The following is a 16,860-nucleotide window of genomic DNA, read 5'->3' as shown; positions in this document are numbered from 1 at the left end:
TTATGCAGGATTCGGATTGTAGATGTCTGGCTGCTCGGGCCCTTCGACCTCCAGCACGGCCAGCAGCCCTTTACGGGCCACGCGCGTGAGGGCATGATCGACCAGCTTAACCGGACCGGGCACTGGCAGCCGCATATGGAAGATGCCACAACTCCCGGGCGGCACCGCAACTGTCTGTGCATTACGCTCCGGGTTGCTCAGAATAGCTCCTTCCCGCCAGACGTAGGAGAGCACGTTCCCAATCGGATGGAAGTTGCTGGTCACGTTGGGGCCTCCCACCGCCAGGAAGATGCGTACCGTCTCGCCCACCTTGGCCTTCAGGGCACCATAACGCTCGGCCGTCAATCCATACTTAGCCCCATTGAACAGCACATAGGTAGGCTTCTCGGCAAAGAGCTTATCAAAATCAAAGTTGTGGTGTCCGGGCTCCCCGGGCTGCTTATCCGTGTAGAGCTCGTGCTGCCCCAGATAGTACTCCCGGTCTACCGGCGGTAGCCCCTCAGGTGGCTCGACCAGAATCATCCCGAACATGCCACTGGAGATGTGGTAGTCCAGATCGGGCACCGCGCAATGGTACACATACGCCCCTGGATACAGGCAGCGGAAACGGATGGTTTTCGACTGGCCTGGCGCTACAAGCGTATGCGCGGCCCCGCCTCCGGGTCCGTAAACAGCGTGAAAGTCCACATTGTGGGGCAGCCGATTGGTTGCCGGATTTTCCAGCGTCAGGTTGACCACATCCCCCTGACGCACGCGAATCATGGGGCCCGGAATCTGACCGTTGTAGGTCATGAAGTTGAACGTTACGCCCGGCTCGATTTCCGCCACAACCTCTTCCACCCGCAACGTAATGTTGTGCGTGATGGGCCAGTCCCGGTGGATCGGAGGTGGAATGTCGGACGGATCGGCCGCCACTCGTTCCACCCGACGCCCCATGGGTCCTGCAGCAGAGCGTGCCTGCCGCCGGCCACGCCCCTCTGCCTCTAGCGACAGTCCAGAGGTGATCAGGCCACCAGCAGCGGCTACCCCGAGACCTTTCAGAAAATCACGACGCGAGCTGGCTTTCATGGCGTGCATCGGTTTGGTTATTGGACAACAGCATCATTTTCTACTAAATAGTACTTTATCTAAATAAAGACCGAAAGGACCCCTGGTGAAAAGCCAGTCAAGCCCGGAAGAAACGTCCGTTAAGTGGTCCTACCTGTCATAACAGCGGCCAACCACGCAGGGTCATACAGGCCGTGCAGTGTCCCTGCCCGTTCGCGCAATGCCGGCATATCCACAACGGCCAGTCCACCGGCGGGCAGTCGGATGGCTGCCCCGGTTAGCCACCGCACCAGTTCCCCCAGATCGGGCTGATGTCCGACAATAAGCGCTGTCTCCTCTGGCGCATAGGCATGCAGGAGCAGCTCCAGTTCAGCCGGACCGCAGCCGGGCGCCAGCAATCGGTCTTCGATGACCGGAACGCCCAACGCGTGGGCCACAGCCCACGCCGTCTGCTGCGCGCGTCGGTATGGACTGGTATAGATGGTGCCTGGAGCCAGCCGGATGCGCCGCAGCGCTTCTCCTATCCGGCGCGCTGTCTGCTCGCCCGATTCGGTAAGCGGACGATCCGCATCGGGCTGGCCGGGCATCGCCGGCTGCGCCTCCGCATGACGTAATAGACAGAGTCGCATGGTTCTATCGTACGGTTGGCTGCCCGAGCAGTCAGGACGTGCGCGGGGAGGCGCCTGCACTGCTCGCTATCTCGGTCTGATAATATCGCGTTTCGAGGGGACGGCCGCCTGGTCCAAAGGTGCGTTCCACAAACGTCAGCGTCCCCTCCCAGCTCCAGAGCAGTACGGTCGAACTCCGGGTGCCGTACAGCGGTGTAGCCACAAAGATAGCAGACAGCCGGCGCTCCCATGCATATCCCAGGCCTGTTTCAGGCAGGGCTTCATCTGGCGCTGGTGTGCGGTCGGCCAGCAGCGCCAGCAGCGCTTCAGGGTCAACCGGATCGGTTTGCAGAATACGTCTGAAGCGCTCCAACCCGCGCGTTACTTTTGGCCAGCGCGTGCCCAGTAAGTGATTGCTCAACCCGTACAGGCCAGGTGCCAGGACGTCGATACCTTCTCTGCGGTTGGATCCATAAACGAGCGTTTCGGCGTCGCCCACAAGCAGGTTGAATCCGTTATAAGCAGTAGAACCAGCCAGCACGTGCTGCAGGTAGGACGCCGGCGGTTCATCGCCCAGTAGAAAATCGCGGGTTAGCCAGCCCCGAGAACGCCGGCCAGCGGCGCGTCGGTCGGGTTCCCGGTAATTGGTAACCAGTGCCAGGCGTCCCCGGCGGGAAATTCCCAGCCAGGCACCGCCAGCTTCCAGATCTTGTCCGGCCAGCACATGCGGCGCTTCGGTCCACCAATGCGCAGGCGCCGTTGGCCGTTCATAAAATTCATCACGGTTGGCGGCCAGCACCAACCAATAACGGGGATGCTGTCGATAGGCCCAGAGTACCAGACACATCTTGTTGCGCAACGGGCTTTTTCTTACCTTTGAACAGATACCTGTCCAAAGTTTTTGCTGCTGTTTATTATGAGGCGGTGTGCATACTGGCTACTGTTCGGACTGTTTGGCTGGTGGCAATCGGCTCCGCTGCATGCGCAGATTACGTTAAACGCCAATCATTTTCAGACGCTGATAGGGAAAGCCTATGCCAGCACAATTTATAATGTAAACTTCGGGAATACGCAGGATGAGCAGGCTCAGACCCGACTGGCCCTGCAATCACTTATCCGCAAAAATGGCCCGTCTCAGACCTGGGATTTTACGACGTTGTCCTATCAGCAACCCACTACGTTCTCCATTCCTTACCTGCCGTACGACAATACCCTGCCTGGAGCCGCAGCCTTTACCCAGGCTGACCATGCGGTGCTGCTCAGAGCCTACATTTATGGAAGCCTGCTTCAGGACGACGGTAACTACTACTATGGTCTGGCAACAGGTGACTCAACGCTGGTGCTGGATGAACCGTTTCTTAACCTGAAGTTTCCCCTGACAGAGGGCGTAAGCTGGCAATGGCCATCAACGCCTTCGACCGACCTGGAAGCTATCGCCCGGTTTTTAACGGCAATCACCGGCGATAGCACCGCCATTCAGACATATGAACAATACCGCGATCAGCTTCAGGGCGCTACGGTACAGATTTTCTGGGAAGTAGATGGGTACGGCACGCTGACCACACCTGCTGGCTCACGCGAAACCCTTCGTCTGAAACGTACGGTCCGGGTCAGTGGCGTAAGCGGGTTTTCTCAGCCCCTGGATATCTTCATCAGCTATATCTGGCTCTCTGCAGACTGGTTACAATCGAATCCTGCGGAGATAATTCAGGCGGAAATTGTGACCACACTGACCGTTTCGCAGGGCTTTCCGCCTGTTCTTACCCAGGTGCCCAGCGGTGCCTATTACAGCGTGGCAACGCTTCGACCGGTAGCCGGTGAGCCGCTACCCCAGACCCCAACGGTGCGCCTGTGGGGCCCTTATCCCAACCCGGCTGCAGGGCAGACCACGTTGACGCTGCACCTCTCTGCGCCTCAATCAATCACGGTACGAGTATACAACCTGCTGGGCCAGGAAATAGCGCGGCCCTTTGAAGGAATGCTACCTGCCGGGACGCATCCTTTATCCATTCCCACCCGGACCTGGCCAACCGGCCTGTATTTGTGCCGCGTCGAAACCCCGGGGCAATCCTGGACGCGTCGTCTGGTGGTCATGCACTAACCATTTTGTGTACCACGATCAGTTCTGGCGTTGGACGCTGGCGGTTGCAGAAGGTATAACGGGCCGCTACGTAGCGGTCTGGTGGCAGTCTGGTTGCCCATTGCTGCACTGCCTCGGCTTCTGCTGCACCGCCTGGATGCCCTCGGTAGGCAACAAGCGTGAGCACCCCCCCGGGGCGTAGCAAATACAAAGCAGCCTCAAGCGCTGGCAGCGTTGTTTCAGGCCGCGTAATACAGGTGCGATTGGTTCCACCCGGCAAATATCCCAGATTAAACATGACAGCGCCCAGGCGTCCGTGCCATGCGCGGGGAATTTTCTCCGCCATGTGTTCATGCCCCGCCAGAAAAAGCGTTACGCGCTCGTGCACCGCAGCCGCTTCCAGACGCGCGCGCGTCCGCGCCAGGGCCTCTGCCTGCACGTCAAAGCCATAAACGTGGCCCTCGGGTCCTACGCGCTGGGCCAGAAACAGGGTGTCGTGTCCGTTCCCTACAGTTGCATCAACCGCGACTTCACCCGGCCGCAGGACCGCTTCTACGATCCGATGCGCCAGCGTCGTCCACTCAAGAAAAAATGGCCGATCTGTCGAACCGCCCGGCATTTCGCTAAATTCCAGGGACCAGTCGCCCGGCTCGCGGGTTTTCTACGGAGACGTCTGTGTTTATGAAATAACCTACAAACTGCCGCCGTGGTCCATTACGTAGAACTACCGGATGGCCGGTGCTACCCGGTCGTGATCGACTCATTGGAGACGCTTCCGGTATGGCTGGAGCGCGTTGCAGTGCCCCGAGGCCGCTGTTTCCTTGTGACCGACGAGCACGTTGCGCACCTTCATTTAGAATCGCTCCAGGCTATCCTGAAAACGGCAGGATGGACCCCCTACGTGCTGGTACTGCCACCCGGAGAACCTACCAAAGCACTCCCCTACCTGGAACGCATCTACGACGAAGCGTTGCGCTGGGGTATTGACCGACGCACTCCCCTGCTGGCCTTTGGCGGCGGCGTGATCGGGGATCTGGCCGGGTTTGCTGCCGCCACCCTGCTGCGCGGACTGCCGCTGGTGCAGCTTCCTACCACGCTGATCGCCCAGGTCGATAGTGCTATCGGGGGCAAGACCGGTATCAACCATGCCCTGGGTAAGAATCTGATCGGAGCTTTCTACCAGCCTGCCCTTGTTTTAGCGGATCCGTCGCTCTTGCAGACGTTGCCCGAGCGAGAGTGGACCAGTGGCCTGGCCGAAGTCGTCAAGCATGCATTGATCGGAGACCCGGCGCTGTTTTCGCTGCTAGAGATGCGCTGGACGGACGTCCTTCAACGCAACCCTTCCCTGCTTCCGGACCTGATCGCCCGGGCTGTCCTTGTCAAGATACGTATCGTGGTGCAGGACGAACGAGAAGCCGGACCGCGAGCTATTCTGAACTTTGGCCATACATTTGGCCATGCGATTGAACGCGTAGCCGGCTATGGCCATTTCACCCACGGCGAAGCCGTGGCCCTCGGCATGCTGGCCGCCCTCTGGCTGTCGCACCAGCGCCATCCAGATCTTCCGCTGACCCGAATCCGCGCCCTGCTCCAGCGGCTTCCGGTTCCTCCCTTACCGGAAACCCTGGATTTCAAAACCCTGCGCCAGGTTATGCAAGTAGACAAAAAGACGCTGGCCGGACAACTTCGCTTTGTGCTCCTGCGCCGCCTGGGCGAAGCCTACCTGGCCGACGACGTGCCCGAAGAAGCGCTGCAAGCGGCCTGGCAATTTGCGTGCGCAAGCCGCCAGACAGCCGTAGCCTACTAAAACCTGCGATGCCCCACCTTGCCCCTGCGTATTCTTGGACATATTGTCCGTAGGCTGCTGCTCCTGACGGCCAGCCTGCTGGCCGTTGGGCTGATTCTTTTTATAGCGCTGACGCGCACGCGCGTCGGCCGGGACTTTGTGCGCACGCAACTGGAAATAGCTTTTGAAACGTACCTCAACGGTCGGCTTCAAATCGAACGCCTGGACGGAGACCTGATTCGGGGGCTGTATGCTACGCGCGTGCAACTTTATACGCCCGACGGCCAATTGCTGCTAACGGTTGACTCCCTCGCCCTTCACCCCTCCTGGCGTCTCATCTTCCGCCGCACTTTAGCCTTTCGCCGCGTGGAGCTGTACCATCCCCAACTGTTTTTGCATTATGCGCATGGGCACTGGAATTTTGCGCAACTGCAGGACACAACCGCTCCTGCTGCACGCCCGCAATGGAGTCTGACGATTGCTGAATTTCGCCTGCATAATGGGGTCGTTCAAACCCACCGCACCGGTCCACCGCCTCGCCTGGTACAACAACAAAAGCTCTTCGATTACACCCGGTCGCGTCTGGATAGTCTGACGCTTCACGCCACGCTGGAGTACTATCCCGACCGTCTGTTGGTTGATTTGCTGCAGCTCAGTGCGTCCCTGACACATCCCCGGCAACGCCTGCATCATCTGTCGGGACAGCTTCTCTATCAAGACGGACGGTGGTACCTGCCTCGCCTGGAGCTGTCGCTAGGCGAAAGTCAGCTATCGCTCAGCGGCCAGCTAATTCCGCGCGTTCCTTTTGCCACCTCTGCGCTACAACTCCAGTTGCAGCGCGGGAACCTGGACGCGGATGCGCTCCATCGTTTGTTTCCTGCCCTTCCCTTCCGCCAGGCTTTAGAAATCACAGGACAACTGCACGGAACCCTCAACGGCCTGGTACTGGAGCACCTGGATTTGGCGGCGGGCAGCAGTCATTTTCGTCTGGAAGGAACCCTGTTCGGCTTCCCCGATTCGCTCGATTTTGATCTGCTATTGACCGGCTCTGCGTTACGAACGGCCGACCTGGTAGCCTTCTGGCCCACGCTTCCTCTTCCCTCTGCCTTTCATACGTCCACGCCGCTCGCCTTACGTCTGGAGACGCGTGGTCTGCTTAACATATCCGCTCCGGTAACCTTCCGCCATCTGGAAGGACGCGTGCATCTGCAAGGGCTTCCTGGCATTTTAGCGGGCCCTTTCTGGCTGACTCGGAACGACTCGACCGGTGCTGTTACCTATGAGGCACGCTTTCGACTGCGCCACGTCCAGCTTGCCCGCCTGGGGCCAGGTAGTCCGCTGCCAACCATCCTGAACGGCATCGCCGAGCTGCATGGACAGGGGACGCGTCAGTTCGACCTCCATCTTCGCCTGGATCCCAGGCCTTTTGGAGGGGGTGCGGACGACTCGCTTTCCTTTACGCTGCAGCGTAATGACACGCGCTTCTGGGCCACCTTTTCGCTTCCCCAGCCTACAGGAAGCCTGACCGCCACTGCTTTTCACCAGGCTGATCCAGACAGCGCGCGTTTCTGGATGCTGGCGGTGGCGCGTCAGTTCGACCTGAGCCCCTATCTATCCACCGATACCCTGCGCACGCGCCTCAATGCAACGCTTTCGGTAGAAGGCGCCGGTACCGATTGGTCGCATCTGACCGCGACCGCCCATCTGCATCTCGACTCCTCCTACGCCTGGCAGGCCGGCCAATCCTGGCCGCTTCCTCCAGCCTCGGTCCACCTGCAACTGACCCCTGAAGCTTCTGACCGGCAGCAGCTTCACATTGAAGGAGACTTTCTGACGGCCCATCTTACGAGCAACCTTCCTCCCCCCCAGATCGCTCGCCTCTTTCGATACTGGCTCCAGGCAATGGCAACCGCTTTCTATCGTCAGATAGAAAAGCCCTTTTATCGACTCCCCCGTCCCTTTGCGCCTGCTACAATCCCCCCCCCTCTCCCTTCGCTATCTCTACAGGCGCGCTTCCAGATCCATCGACTGGACTGGCTTCCTCCTCTGCTGGGAACTCCCGCCATTCAGACCAACCTGACAGGCACCTTCTGGGCCCGGGCCGATGCCGACACGCTCCAGCTTGCTCTGACGTGGCAGGCCGACACCCTCCACGTAGGTACCCTGCAGCAACAGAAGGTGCAGGGGCGCCTTCAGCTCGCCACAGGACGCATGGTGGACCGTTCGTTGATCGGCTTGCTGGAATGGCAGAGTGCCCACCTGCAACAGCTTCGAAACATTCGACTGGTGGGCTATATTCAGCCAGGAAGTGCCCAGCTTAGCCTGAGCAGCCGTCCAGACACAGCCGGGGAAACGCTGCGGTTAACCGCTACGCTGGACTTCTTTTCCCGCTTCAACCGTCTGACCCTGCAGGAATTTCTCTGGCAGGTAAACGGCTACCGCTGGTACCTGGAGCATCCGGCTCGGCTTGACCTCTACGCCGATGCTATCGTCATCCATCCTCTTGCGCTGCGCAACCCTCCTTCATCCGACACAACAGCCGGGCAGATTGAACTGCAGGGACTGCTTTCTGCTCAGATCACGGATACCCTGCACATAGCTTTACGCGGCATTGCGCTGGCAGAACTCACCCGGGCACTGGGGCGTGCGCGTAAGCTAAGCGGACATCTGGAAGGACGGCTCAGCCTGGTGAGCGCCCTGGGCACTCCTCAACTGGCTGGCTTTTTGCGGATCAATCAACTCCGCTACGACCAGCACCCCCTTGGCACGTTGCGACTGGTCAGCCACTACATGCCCGGATCACCCCTGATAGCCCTGGACGCCCGCCTCGAACCGGACCCTACCATCGGTGCCGCCAATCGGCTGCATCTATTTGGAACGCTGCGCCTCCCTTCGCCCCGCGATGCCGGCCAGCTCGACCTGCGCCTGGAAACCGGACACGCCGACGCTTTCTTTTTCACCTACATCTTCCCTGAATTAATCGCGAACGTACGGGGCTACTTCGTGGGCCGCGGGCGCATCACCGGATCGTTCCGGCGTCCCGTGTTCAACGCAGCCATGCAGCTCCACGCAGGTGCTTTTGACATTCCCCGCTTCAACCTGCGCTATACCATTGAAGGACCGGTGCTGGTCGACGAAACAGGCTTTTTGCTGGACGGCGTGCGGCTGAAAGATCCAACAGGGGGACAGGCCTACGTTAACGGACGCATCTATTTCAATGAGTACCGGTTCTTTTCTTTTGGACTCATGGCCCGCCTGGAAGGCCTGCAGGTTATGAACGTAACCTACAGCCGCGACCTGCCCTTTTACGGGAAAATATGGGGACGCGGGCTGTTTACGCTTCGCGGACCACTCTACGACGCACTGTTGCAGACCGCAGAAGCTGAAGTATTGCCGGAAAGTGAAATTTACATTCCGCTGGCCGAAAGCGGCACCGAAGCAGACGAAGCGTTCATCATCTTCGCTGATTCAACAGGACGCATTCCGGAACGGCCAACCCGCCGCGCCAACTTGCTCGCGCGGCGCCCACCCGGTGAACGTCCCTTCCTGGATGGGCTGGATCTTGACCTGAACCTGCTGGCTCCGCAGGGAACCACTGTCCGGCTCGTCATTGACCCGTTGCTGGGGGATGTAATCAATGCGCGGGGGAGCGGGCGGCTACAAATTATCCGCCAGGAGGGAAGCTTTCAGGCCTTTGGACAACTGGACGTCACCGAGGGAGACTACCTGTTCACCGCCGGTGAAATTTTCGTTCGGCGCTTTTTAATCGAAGGTGGCACGATCACCTGGGACGGCGATCCTATTAACGCCCGACTCGACCTGCAAGCAGCCTATCGCACGCGCGCTTCCCGCGCTGGACTGCCCGGCGCATTAGGCCAGGGAACAGGGCTCATCCCACTTGTGGTGCAGATGCGCATTACCGGACGTGTTGAGGCTCCTCAGGTCAGCCTCCGCCTGGCCATTGATCGTTCCATCAACGAACCGCTGGCAGGATATGAAGGGCTCGAAGCGTTGCTTAATCAGCCGGAGCGGGCTGCTGAATATGCTACCAGCGTCCTGCTAACCAATTCGTTCTTGCTGACCACCGAACGAACAGATCCCGAAACGCTCACCCTGTCGGGCAACCAGTTGGCTTTCAATAGCCTCTCCCAACTGATTGCCAGCCAGCTCAACCGCTATCTGAGCCAGGTATTGCCCAACGTGGACCTGCTGCTGGGTGTGCAGGGCGAAGGGGCTCAGCGACTGGACGTTACCTACGGTATTGCGCTCCGTCTACTAAACGAACGCCTGATCATCCGCGGCCAGGGAGTCTACCGGGGCGAAAGCACCGCCGATGGCCAGCAGAATCTGTTAGGCGAGTTTATTGTGGAGGTGCGGCTAACGCCTAACGTTTCGGTGCAGGTCTTCTACCGCCGGGAGGACGACGTGCTGAACGACTATACGCTTACCAGTGTTACGGGCGCTGGCCTTTCCTATCAGACCGCTTTTCCTACCTGGCGTCGCCTGCTGGATCGGCTGTTTGGCTGGTTGTTTCCAGATCGTTCCTCCGACAGGGTTCCTCCTCTGACCCAGGTCGGCAACAACTCGGAGCAGGCGAACGTTGAACAGCACCGCTAATCTGAAATAGATCGCTGCAAGCATCCTTGGCACGCAAGAAAAAAACGACCTCACAGAAAAAAGCAAGCGCGGCAAAGCCCAAACGCTCGCCTACCCGACTGCAAATCCGGCGGGCCATCCTCTCGCTGTTGCGTAATAATGCCCACCGAGCATACCGACCTAAAGAGCTGGCCAAGTTGCTGGCGCTGCGGGACTATGAAGCTTACCAGCGCTTCTGGGAAGTGCTTTCCGAGCTAGAGCATCAACATCTAATTGCCCGCGTCAAAGGAGGACGTTACACCTACGAACGCCGGCCTTACCGCGTAGAAGGCATCCTGCGCGTGCACCCTCAGGGCTATGGATTTGTGGAAATTCAAGGCCAGGAAGAGGAGGACATCTACATCAGCGAGGCGCACATGGGCACGGCGCTCGATGGCGATCGCGTACTAGTGGGGCTGGCCGCGCCGGCCCGCGGCGACCGTCGCCGCGAAGGAGAAGTGCTCAAGGTGTTAGAGCGCCGGCGGACCCGCACCGTGGGGACCTTCCATCCTCGGGGGGCTTTCGCCTTGGTGGTGCCCGATGACCCGCGCCTGACGCGCGACATCTATGTGCCTCGCGAAGCCTTTAACGGCGCCCATGCCGGCGACAAGGTGGTGGTTTCTATTGATCGCTTCGACGACCCCAAAGGGTCGCCTGAAGGGCGCGTGCTTGAAGTGCTTGGTCCAGCCAGTGATCCGCGGGTGCAGGTGCTGGCGCTGGCGCTCAGCAAAGATGTGCGCACCGGCTTTCCCGAAGCCGTGCTTCAGGAAGCAGCGCGCATTCCGGAAACGATCCCTGAACGCGAATACCGCCGCCGGCTGGATCTGCGCGACCGTGAGGTCTTCACAATTGACCCCTCCGACGCTAAAGACTTTGACGATGCGCTTCACCTGCGGCGCCTGCCTAATGGCCATATCGAAGTTGGCGTGCACATTGCAGACGTCAGCTATTACGTTCGTCCCGGCTCTGCGCTGGATGAGGAGGCGTACCAGCGCGGCACCAGTGTCTACCTTGTAGACCGTGTGATTCCGATGCTCCCCGAAAAGCTTTCGAACCAGGTCTGCTCGCTCCGGCCGGGCGAAGATAAGCTGACGTATTCGGTGCTCATCGAGCTGACGCCTGCCGCCCGGGTGGTTCGCTACCAGATCCGCGAAACCATTATCCATTCGCGCCAGCGCTTCACCTACGAAGAAGCGCAGAGCATTATCGACGGCGCGGATCATCCACTGGCCGAGCCGGTGCGACTGGCCCATGAGCTGGCGCAACGGCTGCGCGCAGCCCGCATGCAAGCCGGCGCAATTGATTTCGATCTGCCTGAAGTAAAGGTTGAACTAGATGAAGCAGGCAATCCGGTACGCATCTATCGCAAAGCCCGATTGGCTGCTCACCAGCTCATCGAAGAGTTTATGCTGCTGGCCAATCGGCTGGTGGCTGAGACCATTGGCAAGCGTCCCGCAGCCCCTCCTTTTGTCTACCGCATCCATGACCGGCCTGACGCCGAAAAAATTCGCCAGCTTGCGCACTACGTGCGCGTTTTTGGGTACCGGTTGGAGATAGAAGATGGGAGCGTCTCCTCGAAAGCGCTCAATGAACTGCTTCAACATGTAAAGGGAACGCCCGAGGAACCTGTTATTGAAGAGGCAGCCCTCCGGGCTATGGCCAAAGCCCGCTATTCCACGCAGAACATTGGCCACTATGGACTGGCATTTGACTTTTACACGCATTTTACCAGTCCGATTCGTCGGTATCCCGACCTGATGGTGCACCGTCTGCTGAAGGCATATCTAAAGAAAGGGACCAGCGCATCGGCTGTTGACGCAGACGCGCTGGAAATGCGCTGCCAGCATTGCTCCGAACGTGAACGCGCCGCCGAAGAAGCTGAGCGCGATTCGATTCGGCTCAAGCAGGTGCAGTACATGCAGCAGCACGTGGGCGATTGTTTTCGAGGCGTTGTTAGCAGCGTAACCAACTTTGGCGTGTTTGTCGAACTTGAAGACGTCTGGGTAGAAGGTCTCGTGCACGTGCGCGACATGGGCGACGACTACTATGAGTATGACGAGCGTCGGTACACGTTACGTGGACTGTACACCGGTAAGCGGTACCGGCCCGGAGATGTGGTGGAGGTGATGGTCGTGCGAGCCGATCCGGCTACTCGACAGATCGACCTGCGCTTTGTCGAACCGATTTCAGACCACGAGAGCCAGGCAGCTACGCCGCGTCGCCGTCGTCGGCGAAAGCGCGCGCAAGCGCCCGGCGCTGGGCGCTGAGCGTCTGCTCAAGTTCCCGTTCGCCATGGGCTATTGAAAAGAAGAACGCCTCAAATTGCGAGGGCGGCAGGTAGATCCCCTCTTCCAGCATAGCATGAAAGTACCGAGCAAAGCGCCGCGTGTCGCAGCGACGGGCTGTTTCGTAGTCCACGACCCGCTCGGACGTAAAGAAGAGCGTCGCCATAGCGCCCACCCGTGTGAAGTACAGGTCCAGTCCCAGTCCTTTCAAGTTTTCTCGGACGCCGGCTTCCAGCGCTGCGCCAAAAGTCTCCAGCCGTTCGTACAGGTCCGGCGTATCGGCAATTTTACGCAGCATAGCATAGCCCGCTGCCATAGCCAGCGGATTACCTGAGAGGGTGCCGGCCTGGTAAACGGGTCCCCGAGGAGCAACATACTCCATGATCTCCCGGCGTCCGCCGTAGGCTCCGACCGGCAGGCCCCCCCCAATGACCTTGCCCAGCGTCGTCAGATCAGGACGCACGCCATAGCGCTCCTGCGCGCCTCCCCGCGCCACGCGGAAGCCCGTCATTACCTCGTCAAAGATGAGCACGATGCCATGCCGATCGCACAGCGCCCGCAGACCTTCCAGGAAGCCGGGCTCTGGCGGCACGCAGCCCATGTTGCCGGCTACTGGCTCCAGAATAATGGCGGCTATCTCACCGGCATTGGCTGCGATTAACTGCTCGACGTGCGCCAGATCATTGAAGCGGGCAAGCAGCGTGTCCTGCGCCGTACCGGGTGTAACGCCGGGCGAATTGGGCTGCCCAAACGTGAGCGCACCACTTCCAGCCGCAATCAGGAAGAAGTCAGCATGCCCATGGTAGTGGCCCTCAAATTTGATAATCTTGGAGCGCCCGGTATAGGCGCGTGCCAGCCGAACCGCACTCATCGTGGCCTCCGTACCGGAGTTGACCAGGCGCACCATTTCGATAGAGGGCACCAGCTCACAGATCAGTTCGGCCACACGCACTTCCAGCTCGGTGGGAGCTCCGAACGAAGGGGACCGACTGGCTGCCTCCTGGATGGCCTGCACCACGTCTGGATCAGCATGTCCAAAGAGCATAGGCCCCCAGGAGCCTACGTAATCGATGTATCGGTTACCGTCTACGTCCTCCACGTAGGCGCCCTGCGCCCGTGCAATAAAAGGCGGCGTTCCTCCTACGCTGCCAAAAGCTCGAACTGGAGAATTAACCCCTCCGGGAATGACCTGTTGCGCCGCTTTGAAAAGCGCCTGGCTCTCCGACAACTGCATCATGTCTCACGAAGCAGGCCGTTTGGACGAAACGGAAGGTTTCGGAGGCGCCGTGCTTTCGGCGCGTTCGCGCGCTGGCTCACACTCGGATGGAATCCAGCATCGCGCCTCTGTGATGTGTTCGCACTGGTGACAGCGCGTTTTGCGCACCCGTGGATGATACCGCGGCAGCTCGTCAAGCGGCCGAAGTGGATAAGCGGGGGCGGTCGAAACGCCATCTCCCGAGGCGCCAGGCGTTGCAGGAGATATGGGTAGCTGAAGCTGCGCTACCGTTACTTCTGCCAGCGCTTCAATGAACAGGGGATGACAGTTCAGCGCAGGCATCACTTCGTAATGGGTGATTCCCAACTGCTCTGCCTCCTCCCGCACTTCGATGTCCAGTTCAAAAGACGTTTCAATATGATCGGTCACAAATGCCACCGGAACCATCAGCACCGCTCGAACGCCCTGCTGCGCCAGCTCGGCAAGCTTATCAGGCGTGCTTGGCGTCAACCACTCCCCCGGTCCCACTTTGCTCTGGAAAGAGACGTGGTAAGGCAGATCGTGCTTGCGATAGGCCATGACACGGTCCACCGTAGAATGAATCAGGCAACAGTAGGGATCGCGGCGTTCTTTCATTTCAAGGAGCGGCGTGCCATGCGCACTGAAGACCAGGTGGACCTCTGCCCGCATTCCCTTAGGAAAACGCTGCAGCGCTTCGTCAATGCGCTCGCTCAGCGCCTGAATGTATTTGGGATGGGCGGCGTATTCGTAGATATACGTAGTAGGCCACCGAGGAATTTCTCCGGTCTGCTCCAACATCCACCAGTAAAGGAGAGAGGAACCAGTGGTGGTCTTAGAGTACTGAGGATAGAGAGGCAGGAGCACCACCTTATCCACCCCTTCTGTTTGCATCTGCCGGGCCGCTTCCTCGCTGAAGGGGTGCCAGTAACGCATGGCCACGTAGGTCCGGAAGTGTACGCCGGCCGGTTGCCCAAAGCGCCGGTTCAGCAACCGCTCCAATGCCTGCGCCTGCTCCCGCGTCAGTCGGTTGAGTGGGGATCCGCCTCCGATCAGCTCATAGTCCTTGCCCACTTTTTTTGCCCGCAGCCGAGCTATCAGCCGGCAGAGCCAGTGGCGCGCAATTCCTTTCAGAGGAATATCAATAATAGCAGGATCCATGAACAGGTTGTACAGGAAGGGCTCCACATCTTCCACATGTTCCGGGCCGCCCAGGTTGAGCAGCACCACGCCTACCGTTTCACCAGAGTTGACCGGAAGCGGTGCCGAGGAGAAATACCCTCCCCGAACCAGACGGTCGTCATACCGATAAAGCTGCAGAAACTGCCGAGGCGTCATACCCTCACCTTTTCTGTTCAGAACTTTTGATTAGAACCGGCCGTCATCGACCGGTTCCAGTAACTGTTTGAAGTTTCGCCCAAACGCCGAGATCCTGTAGAATCTCAGGAATTCTTAAACAGATGTTTAACAAAGCCGAGGAGTGCTTTTCTTATGCTTAAGCATAATACGAAATGCGCAGGTGATGCTTTGAATTCATGTCAAAAATGACTATGACGATGGATTTGACAGCCTACGGACTGCGCGTGCCGCATGTGCTGCGCAACCCCTCGCCGGCCGTGCTCTACGAAGAAGCCGTTCGCTATGATGCCCGTGCAGCTATTGTCAGCAGCGGCGCGCTGGCCTGTACGTCTGGTGCCAAAACAGGGCGCAGCCCGGCCGACAAACGCATTGTCGAACATCCCGACAGCCAGGAAAACATCTGGTGGGGGCCCATTAACATTCCGCTTGACGAACATACCTTTCTGATCAACCGTGAACGTGCCATTGATTACCTGAACACGCGGGACCGGTTGTACGTGATTGACGGCTTTGCTGGATGGGCGCCCAAGTATCGGATCAAAGTGCGCGTCATCTGCGAGCGCCCTTACCATGCCCTCTTCATGCATAACATGTTGATTCGCCCCACGCGCGAGGAATTGGCCCAGTTTGGAGAACCAGACTACGTCATCTACAACGCGGGGCGTTTCCCTGCCAACCGCTACACCTCTCACATGACCTCCAAAACCAGTGTGGATCTCTCCTTCGAGCGGGGCGAAATGGTAATCCTGGGTACCGAGTACGCCGGTGAAATGAAAAAAGGCATTTTCACGGTTATGAATTATCTGATGCCTCTCCGCGGCGTGCTCTCCATGCACTGCTCCGCTAACGAAGGTCCAGACGGGGACGTAACGTTGTTTTTTGGTCTTTCCGGTACTGGTAAGACCACCCTGTCGGCCGATCCCAAACGTCGACTCATCGGTGATGACGAGCACTGCTGGACCGACGAGGGTGTTTTCAACATTGAGGGAGGTTGCTATGCAAAGGTGATCAATCTTTCTCCCGAAGGGGAGCCGCAGATCTACAACGCCATTCGCTTTGGGACTGTGCTCGAAAACGTGGTCTTTGACCCGGAAACGCGCGAGGTAGACTATGCCGACGCCTCCATTACCGAAAACACGCGGGCCTCTTATCCAATCGAATTCATTGACAACGCCAAAATCCCGTGCATGGGAGGCCATCCCCGCCACATCATTTTCCTGACGTACGATGCCTTCGGCGTGCTTCCCCCCGTGGCGCGGCTAACGCCCGAACAGGCCATGTATCATTTCATCAGCGGCTACACGGCCAAGGTAGCGGGCACTGAGGTCGGCGTAACGGAGCCCCAGGCAACTTTTTCGGCCTGCTTCGGCGCGGCTTTTCTCGTATGGCATCCGTTCAAATATGCAGAAATGCTGGCCGAGCGCATGCGGCGCCATAACACGCAGGCCTGGCTGATCAATACAGGCCTGACAGGGGGACCTTACGGCGTAGGCCGCCGCATCAAGCTGGCCCATACTCGGGCTATCATTGATGCCATTCACGACGGCACGCTGGCGCAAATGCCAACGGTTGTGGACGAACGCTTCGGGTTTGCCATTCCCACGCGTTGCCCTGGCATTCCGGAGGAAATCCTGCAGCCCCGCAACACGTGGAGTGATCCGGCAGCCTACGATGAAATGGCCGACCGCCTGGCCCGGCTGTTTGCTCAGAACTTTGAAAAATATCGCGCTGGATGCTCCCGAGAAGTAGCGGAGGCCGGTCCACGCGTCGTTAACGTGTAACGCGAAGTGTTTTTAGCAAAAGGGGAAGGTCTCGGCGACCTTCCC

The 16,860-nt window shown here is 59.0% G+C and carries 11 protein-coding genes; 5 read left to right on the top strand and 6 right to left on the bottom strand.

The features are described 5' to 3' along the window. From nirK to BUA15_RS00385, 3 genes are all read right to left on the bottom strand, one after another. A complete protein-coding gene (nirK, locus tag BUA15_RS00395) occupies window positions 1–1,068 on the bottom strand; it encodes a copper-containing nitrite reductase (protein ID WP_072713876.1) in 1,068 nt (355 codons plus the stop codon). A gap of 119 nt (window positions 1,069–1,187) precedes the next feature. Next, on the bottom strand, window positions 1,188–1,676 hold the full coding sequence (locus BUA15_RS00390; RefSeq protein WP_072713874.1) for a SixA phosphatase family protein: 489 nt from the start codon (window positions 1,674–1,676) through the stop codon (window positions 1,188–1,190). A gap of 31 nt (window positions 1,677–1,707) precedes the next feature. Next, entirely contained in the window at window positions 1,708–2,502 is a 795-nt protein-coding gene (locus BUA15_RS00385) for an NRDE family protein (RefSeq protein ID WP_072713872.1), read from the bottom strand. A 69-nt stretch (window positions 2,503–2,571) separates the two neighbouring features. Here BUA15_RS00385 and BUA15_RS00380 point away from each other — a divergent pair, with 69 nt between their 5' ends. Beyond that, the gene (locus BUA15_RS00380; RefSeq protein WP_084660503.1) at window positions 2,572–3,756 is read left to right on the top strand and encodes a T9SS type A sorting domain-containing protein; all 1,185 of its coding nucleotides are present in this window, start codon (window positions 2,572–2,574) and stop codon (window positions 3,754–3,756) included. Here the strand turns inward: BUA15_RS00380 and mnmM are convergent. Beyond that, on the bottom strand, window positions 3,746–4,354 hold the full coding sequence (mnmM, locus tag BUA15_RS00375) for a tRNA 5-(aminomethyl)-2-thiouridylate-methyltransferase MnmM (protein WP_084660485.1): 609 nt from the start codon (window positions 4,352–4,354) through the stop codon (window positions 3,746–3,748). The two genes, BUA15_RS00380 and mnmM, sit on opposite strands and share 11 nt — an antisense overlap. Before the next feature lie 87 nt (window positions 4,355–4,441). Here mnmM and aroB point away from each other — a divergent pair, with 87 nt between their 5' ends. From aroB to rnr, 3 genes are read left to right on the top strand one after another with little or no spacing between them, the layout of a single operon-like run. After that, on the top strand, window positions 4,442–5,542 hold the full coding sequence (aroB, locus tag BUA15_RS00370; protein WP_072713870.1) for a 3-dehydroquinate synthase: 1,101 nt from the start codon (window positions 4,442–4,444) through the stop codon (window positions 5,540–5,542). Between the two features lie 18 nt (window positions 5,543–5,560). After that, window positions 5,561–10,138: a translocation/assembly module TamB domain-containing protein gene (locus tag BUA15_RS00365; protein ID WP_072713867.1), complete on the top strand. Its 4,578-nt coding sequence runs from the start codon at window positions 5,561–5,563 to the stop codon at window positions 10,136–10,138. A 26-nt stretch (window positions 10,139–10,164) separates the two neighbouring features. Beyond that, window positions 10,165–12,423, top strand: coding sequence for a ribonuclease R (gene rnr, locus BUA15_RS00360; protein WP_072713865.1), 2,259 nt, complete (start codon window positions 10,165–10,167; stop codon window positions 12,421–12,423). Here rnr and hemL read toward each other — a convergent pair. Continuing rightward, complete coding sequence (hemL, locus tag BUA15_RS00355) at window positions 12,365–13,675, bottom strand: glutamate-1-semialdehyde 2,1-aminomutase (RefSeq protein WP_072714551.1); 1,311 nt, start codon at window positions 13,673–13,675, stop codon at window positions 12,365–12,367. The genes rnr and hemL overlap by 59 nt on opposite strands. 6 nt (window positions 13,676–13,681) lie before the next feature. Continuing rightward, entirely contained in the window at window positions 13,682–15,013 is a 1,332-nt protein-coding gene (gene hemH, locus BUA15_RS00350; protein ID WP_072713862.1) for a ferrochelatase, read from the bottom strand. Window positions 15,014–15,219: 206 nt separating this feature from the next. On the opposite strand from hemH, the gene pckA reads away from it, so the two are divergent. After that, entirely contained in the window at window positions 15,220–16,815 is a 1,596-nt protein-coding gene (pckA, locus tag BUA15_RS00345; protein WP_072713860.1) for a phosphoenolpyruvate carboxykinase (ATP), read from the top strand. Window positions 16,816–16,860: the final 45 nt, after the last annotated feature.

Origin of the sequence: Rhodothermus profundi, from assembly GCF_900142415.1 — a bacterium.
GTDB lineage: Bacteria > Bacteroidota > Rhodothermia > Rhodothermales > Rhodothermaceae > Rhodothermus > Rhodothermus profundi.
The sequence above is the reverse complement of the archived record's forward strand: the minus strand, read 5'-3'. Positions and strand labels throughout refer to the sequence as shown.

Bases quoted from the DNA above. Each gene is read 5' to 3' on its own strand.
- BUA15_RS00385 (WP_072713872.1), bottom strand. From the start codon at position 2,502: ATGTGTCTGGTACTCTGGGCCTATCGACAGCATCCCCGTTATTGGTTG.
- hemH (WP_072713862.1), bottom strand. From the start codon at position 15,013: ATGACGCCTCGGCAGTTTCTGCAGCTTTATCGGTATGACGACCGTCTG.
- nirK (WP_072713876.1), bottom strand. From the start codon at position 1,068: ATGAAAGCCAGCTCGCGTCGTGATTTTCTGAAAGGTCTCGGGGTAGCC.
- BUA15_RS00390 (WP_072713874.1), bottom strand. From the start codon at position 1,676: ATGCGACTCTGTCTATTACGTCATGCGGAGGCGCAGCCGGCGATGCCC.
- pckA (WP_072713860.1), top strand. From the start codon at position 15,220: ATGACTATGACGATGGATTTGACAGCCTACGGACTGCGCGTGCCGCAT.
- hemL (WP_072714551.1), bottom strand. From the start codon at position 13,675: ATGCAGTTGTCGGAGAGCCAGGCGCTTTTCAAAGCGGCGCAACAGGTC.
- mnmM (WP_084660485.1), bottom strand. From the start codon at position 4,354: ATGCCGGGCGGTTCGACAGATCGGCCATTTTTTCTTGAGTGGACGACG.
- BUA15_RS00380 (WP_084660503.1), top strand. From the start codon at position 2,572: ATGAGGCGGTGTGCATACTGGCTACTGTTCGGACTGTTTGGCTGGTGG.